Here is a 5,649-nt window from a genome sequence, read left to right as displayed (position 1 = left end):
GCGCTGAACCGCGCGGGCAGCCGCGTGATCGTGAAGGCCGACGGCGTCTACCTGTGGGACTCGGACGGCAACAAGGTCATCGACGGGATGGCCGGCCTCTGGTGCGTGAACGTCGGCTACGGCCGCAAGGAACTCGCCGACGCCGCGTATCGCCAGATCCAGGAACTGCCGTTCTACAACACCTTCTTCAAGACCACGCACCCGCCGGTGATCGAACTCTCCGCGATGCTCGCGGAAGTCACGCCGAAGGGCTTCAACCACTTCTTCTATTGCAACAGCGGCTCGGAAGGCAACGATACCGTGCTGCGTCTCGTGCACCAGTACTGGCGCGTGCAGGGCCAGCCGCAGAAGAAGGTCGTGATCTCGCGCAAGAACGGCTACCACGGCTCGACGATCGCGGGCGGCACGCTCGGCGGGATGGGCTACATGCACGAGCAGATGCCGTCGAAGGTCGAGCACATCGTGCACATCGACCAGCCGTATTTCTTCGGCGAGGCGGCGGCCGGCGAAACGCCGGAAGCGTTCGGCCTGGCCCGCGCGCAGCAGCTCGAGGCGAAGATCCTCGAACTCGGCGCGGAAAACGTCGCGGCCTTCATCGGCGAGCCGTTCCAGGGCGCGGGCGGCGTGATCTTCCCGCCGTCGACGTACTGGCCGGAAATCCAGCGGATCTGCCGCAAGTACGACATCCTGCTGGTGGCCGACGAAGTGATCGGCGGCTTCGGGCGCACCGGCGAATGGTTCGCGCACCAGCACTTCGGCTTCGAGCCGGACCTGATCACGATGGCCAAGGGCCTCACGTCGGGCTACGTGCCGATGGGGGCCGTCGGCATTCACGAGCGGGTGGCGCGGCCGATCATCGACAACGGCGAATTCAACCACGGCCTCACGTACTCGGGCCACCCGGTGGCGGCAGCCGTCGCGGTCGCGAACCTGAAGCTGCTGCGCGACGAAGGGATCGTCGAGCGCGTGAAGAACGACACGGGCCCGTACTTCCAGGCGCTGATGCGCGAGACCTTCGCGCGTCACCCGATCGTCGGCGAAGTGCACGGCCACGGCCTCGTCGCGAGCCTTCAGCTCGCCGAGGCGCCGGCCGAACGCCGTCGCTTCGCGAACGGCGGCGACGTCGGCACGATCTGCCGCGACTTCTGCTTCAACGGCAACCTGATCATGCGCGCGACCGGCGACCGGATGCTGCTGTCGCCGCCGCTCGTGATCTCGCGTCAGGAAATCGATGAACTCGTATCGAAGGCGAAAAAAGCAGTCGATGCAACCGCCCAGCAACTGGGTATTTCGTAACGGTTTTGCCTACAGGCGTGCGGCGGGCGCCGCACGCCGCCATAACCAGGGGAATTCCACCATGCGTGCCTGCTTTCTTCGCCAAGCCTGTTCCGTTGCCGCCCTTGCCGCCGCGGCCGCGTTTACGTCAGTCGCCAGCCCGTCGGCGCATGCCGAGGACCTGAACGTCTACAACTGGTCCGACTACATCGCACCGGACACGATCCCGAACTTCCAGAAGCAGACGGGTATCCACGTCAAGTACGACAACTACGACAGCGACGACACGCTTCAGGCGAAGCTGCTTGCCGGCAGTTCGGGTTACGACATCGTCGTGCCGACGTCGAACTACATGGCCAAGCAGATCCAGGCCGGCGTGTACCAGAAGCTCGACAAGTCGAAGCTGCCGAACCTCGCGAACCTCGACCCGCTGCTGATGAAGATGATCTCGGACGCCGATCCGGGCAACCAGTACGGCGTGCCCTGGGCCTACGGCACGGACGGCATCGGCTACAACGCGCAGGCGGTGAAGAAGGCACTCGGCGACAAGGCGCCGGTCGACAGCTGGGCGCTGGTGTTCGATCCGGCCAACATGGAGAAGCTGAAGAGCTGCGGCGTGTCGTTCCTCGACCAGGCCGTCGACGTGTTCGCCGCGACGCTGCAATACATGGGCAAGAACCCGAACAGCACCAACCCCGGCGATTACCAGGCCGCGTTCGAAGTCCTGAAGAAAGTCCGCCCGTACATCACCCAGTTCAACTCGTCCGGCTACATCAACGACCTCGCGAACAACGACGTGTGCGTCGTGCTCGGCTGGTCGGGCGACGTCGGCATCGCGCATCGCCGCTCGGCCGAAGCGAAGCGCTCGTACGACATCAAGTTCTCGAACCCGAAGGAAGGCGGCCTGCTGTGGTTCGACGTGATGGTGATCCCGAAGGATGCACCGCACCCCGAGGCCGCCCTGAAATGGATCAACTACGTGTCCGATCCGAAGGTCAACGCGGCGATCACCAACACGGTGTTCTACCCGACCGCGAACAAGGCCGCGCACCAGTTCGTCACGCCGGCCGTCGCGCAGGACCCGACCGTCTACCCGCCCGAAGACGTGCTGAAGAAGATGGTGCTGATGAAGCCGATGCCGGCCGACATCCTGCGCCTCGAGAACCGTCTGTGGGCCCAGCTGAAGACGGGCCACTGATCGCGAAGCATTCCGGCGGCGCAGGCATCGCCTCACGCCTGCCCGCCTGAGATCCGCGGACTTCCATCCGCCCGCGCGCGCCGCGCGCACTGTTCCATCCGGCACGAGCCGTTGTCCGTGAGTCGCATAACGTGCCTCGCGCGGGGACGCTCACGCCTGCAATCCGTGAAGAACGAATGGTGAATCCCATGCAATCGATACCCTCTTCCGCTGCTGCACGACAGACCCAACCGGCCCCCGCGGCCCGTACGCAAAACGACGCCTTCGTGCGCATCGAAAACGTCGTGAAGAAATTCGGCGACAGCACGGCCGTCGACAACGTGAACCTGACGATCGCGAAGAACGAGCTGTTCGCGCTGCTCGGCAGCTCGGGCTGCGGCAAGTCGACGCTGCTGCGCATGCTCGCCGGGCTTGAAACGGCCACCTCCGGCAAGATCTTCGTCGACGGCGAGGACCTCGCGTCGCTGCCGCCGTACCGCCGCCCGGTCAACATGATGTTCCAGTCGTACGCGCTGTTCCCGCACATGACGGTCGAATCGAACGTTGCGTTCGGCCTGAAGCAGGAAGGCACGCCGAAGAACGAGATCCGGGAACGCGTGGCCGACGCGCTCGCGCTCGTGCAGATGAGCAAGTACGCGAAGCGCAAGCCGCATCAGCTCTCCGGCGGCCAGCAGCAGCGTGTCGCGCTCGCCCGTTCGCTGGTCAAGCGCCCGAAGCTGCTGCTGCTCGACGAGCCGATGTCCGCGCTCGACAAGAAGATCCGCCAGAAGACCCAGCTCGAACTGGTGAACATCATCGAGAAGGTCGACGTGACCTGCGTGATGGTCACGCACGACCAGGAAGAAGCGATGACGATGGCGAGCCGCCTCGCGGTGATGAGCGAAGGCAAGATCGTGCAGATCGGCTCGCCCGGCGAAGTCTACGAATACCCGAACAGCCGTTTCTCGGCCGAATTCATCGGCTCGACCAACCTGTTCGAAGGACGCGTGGTCGAGGACGAACCCGACCACATCTTCGTCGAGAGCGACGATCTCGAAGCGCGCATGTACGTGAGCCACGGCGTGACCGGCCCGCTCGGGATGCCGGTCGGCATCTCGGTGCGCCCGGAGCGCGTGCACGTGTCGCGCGAGAAGCCGGGCTCGAAACACAACTGGGCGCGCGGCGTCGTGACCGACATCGCGTACATGGGCAGCTACTCGCTGTACCACGTGCGCCTGCCGAGCGGCAAGACGGTGGTGTCGAACCTGTCGAGCTCGCACCTGATGAACGACAACGCGCCGGCGTGGAACGACGACGTGTTCGTGTCGTGGTCGCCGGCCAGCGGCGTCGTGCTGACGCAGTGAGGACGCCACGATGAGAACCTCCGCTTCCACTCCGTCCGCGCCGGTGTCTGCCGGCGCCGCGAGCACCGGCGCCGGCAGATCGCGCCCGGGCCGTTTCTCCATGCTGTCGCGCTTCCTGCCGTCGGGCCGCAGCGTCGCGATCGGCGTGCCGTTCGTGTGGCTCGCAGTCTTCTTCGCGCTGCCGTTCGTGCTGGTGCTGAAGATCAGCTTCGCCGACCAGGTGATGGGCATCCCGCCGTACACGTCGCTCGTCGAGATCAAGGACGGTGTCGTGCACTTCGCGCTGCAGCTGTCGCACTACGCGTTCCTGCTGCAGGACGACCTGTACATCGCGACCTACCTCAGCTCGCTGAAGATGGCCGCCGTGTCGACCGTGCTGTGCCTGCTGATCGGCTATCCGATGGCGTACTACATCGCGCGCTCGGAACCGAACCGCCGCAACGTGCTGATGATGGCCGTGATGCTGCCGTTCTGGACGTCGTTCCTGATTCGCGTGTACGCATGGATCGGCATCCTGAAGGACGACGGCCTCCTGAACCACACGCTGATCGCGCTGGGCATCATCCACACGCCGCTGCGCCTCTATCACAGCGACGCGGGCGTCTACATCGGGATGGTCTATTCGTACCTGCCGTTCATGGTGATGCCGCTGTACGCGCACCTCGTGAAGATGGACCTCACGCTGCTCGAGGCCGCGTACGACCTGGGCGCGAAGCCGTGGGTCGCGTTCACGCGCATCACGCTGCCGCTGTCGAAGAACGGGATCATCGCCGGCAGCCTGCTGGTGTTCATCCCGGCGGTGGGCGAGTACGTGATTCCGGAACTGTTGGGCGGCGCCGACACGCTGATGATCGGGCGCGTGATGTGGGATGAATTCTTCAACAACATGGACTGGCCGATGGCGTCCGCGGTGACGGTCGCGATGGTGATGCTGCTGCTGGTGCCGATGGCGCTGTTCCAGTACTACCAGGTCAAGGAACTGGAGGACGCGAAATGATCAAGCCGAGCAAACCGCTGTCGACGGGCGTCCTCGCCTTCGGCTTCCTGTTCCTGTACATCCCGATCATCAGCCTGGTGGTGTACTCGTTCAACGAGTCGAAGCTGGTGACGGTGTGGTCGGGCTTCTCGCTGAAGTGGTACAGCGCGCTGCTGGACGACGACGAGCTGCTGACCGCCGCGTGGCTGTCGCTGAAGATCGGCCTCTTGACGGCCACCGCGTCGGTGGTGATCGGCACGTGGGCGGGTTTCGTGCTCGCGCGCTTCGGCCGTTTCAAGGGCTTCACGCTGTACACGGGGATGATCAACGCGCCGCTGGTGATTCCGGAAGTGATCCAGGGCATCTCGCTGTTGTTGCTGTTCGTTGCGCTGGAGCAGATGTTCGGCTGGCCGAAGGGGCGCGGGATGGTGACGATCTGGATCGGGCACGTGATGCTGTGCGTGTCGTACGTGGCGATCATCGTGCAGTCGCGCGTGAAGGAGATGAACAAGTCGTTGGAGGAGGCGGCGCTCGATCTGGGCGCGACGCCGCTGAAGGTGTTCTTCGTGGTGACGCTGCCGCTGATCTCGCAGGCGCTGCTGTCGGGGTGGCTGCTGTCGTTCACGCTGTCGATCGACGACCTGGTGCTGTCGGCGTTCCTGTCGGGGCCGGGGTCGACGACGCTGCCGCTGGTGGTGTTCTCGCGCGTGCGGCTGGGGCTGAACCCGGAGATGAACGCGCTGGCGACGCTGTTCATCACGGCCGTGACGATCGGCGTGATCGTCGTGAACCGGATGATGATCGCGCGCGAACGGCGCCGCGTGGCCGACATGAAGGCGGCGTTCGCGGTGGCGTGA

The 5,649-nt window shown here is 64.9% G+C and carries 5 protein-coding genes; all 5 read left to right on the top strand.

Annotated elements, in window-relative coordinates; genetic code table 11:
- The coding region (locus ABY44_RS37670; protein WP_431643559.1) for an aspartate aminotransferase family protein at positions 1-1,296 on the top strand (1,296 nt) is incomplete at its 5' end.
- Positions 1,297-1,357: 61 nt separating this feature from the next.
- Positions 1,358-2,473, top strand: coding sequence for a polyamine ABC transporter substrate-binding protein (locus ABY44_RS37665; protein ID WP_027788942.1), 1,116 nt, complete (start codon positions 1,358-1,360; stop codon positions 2,471-2,473).
- A 188-nt stretch (positions 2,474-2,661) separates the two neighbouring features.
- The gene (locus ABY44_RS37660; RefSeq protein WP_027788941.1) at positions 2,662-3,816 is read left to right on the top strand and encodes an ABC transporter ATP-binding protein; all 1,155 of its coding nucleotides are present in this window, start codon (positions 2,662-2,664) and stop codon (positions 3,814-3,816) included.
- A gap of 10 nt (positions 3,817-3,826) precedes the next feature.
- Positions 3,827-4,813 carry an ABC transporter permease subunit gene (locus ABY44_RS37655; protein ID WP_060173882.1) on the top strand — a complete coding sequence of 329 codons (987 nt, stop codon included), beginning with the start codon at positions 3,827-3,829 and terminating at the stop codon, positions 4,811-4,813.
- Positions 4,810-5,649 (top strand): ABC transporter permease subunit, encoded by an 840-nt coding sequence (locus tag ABY44_RS37650; protein WP_027788939.1) that lies wholly within the window; start codon positions 4,810-4,812, stop codon positions 5,647-5,649. Before ABY44_RS37655 ends, ABY44_RS37650 begins: the two co-directional genes overlap by 4 nt.

This window comes from Burkholderia sp. ZZQ-2 (assembly GCF_050768715.1).
GTDB lineage: Bacteria > Pseudomonadota > Gammaproteobacteria > Burkholderiales > Burkholderiaceae > Burkholderia > Burkholderia cepacia.
Note: the sequence above shows the minus strand (reverse complement) of the source record. Positions and strands in the feature narration are given on the sequence as shown.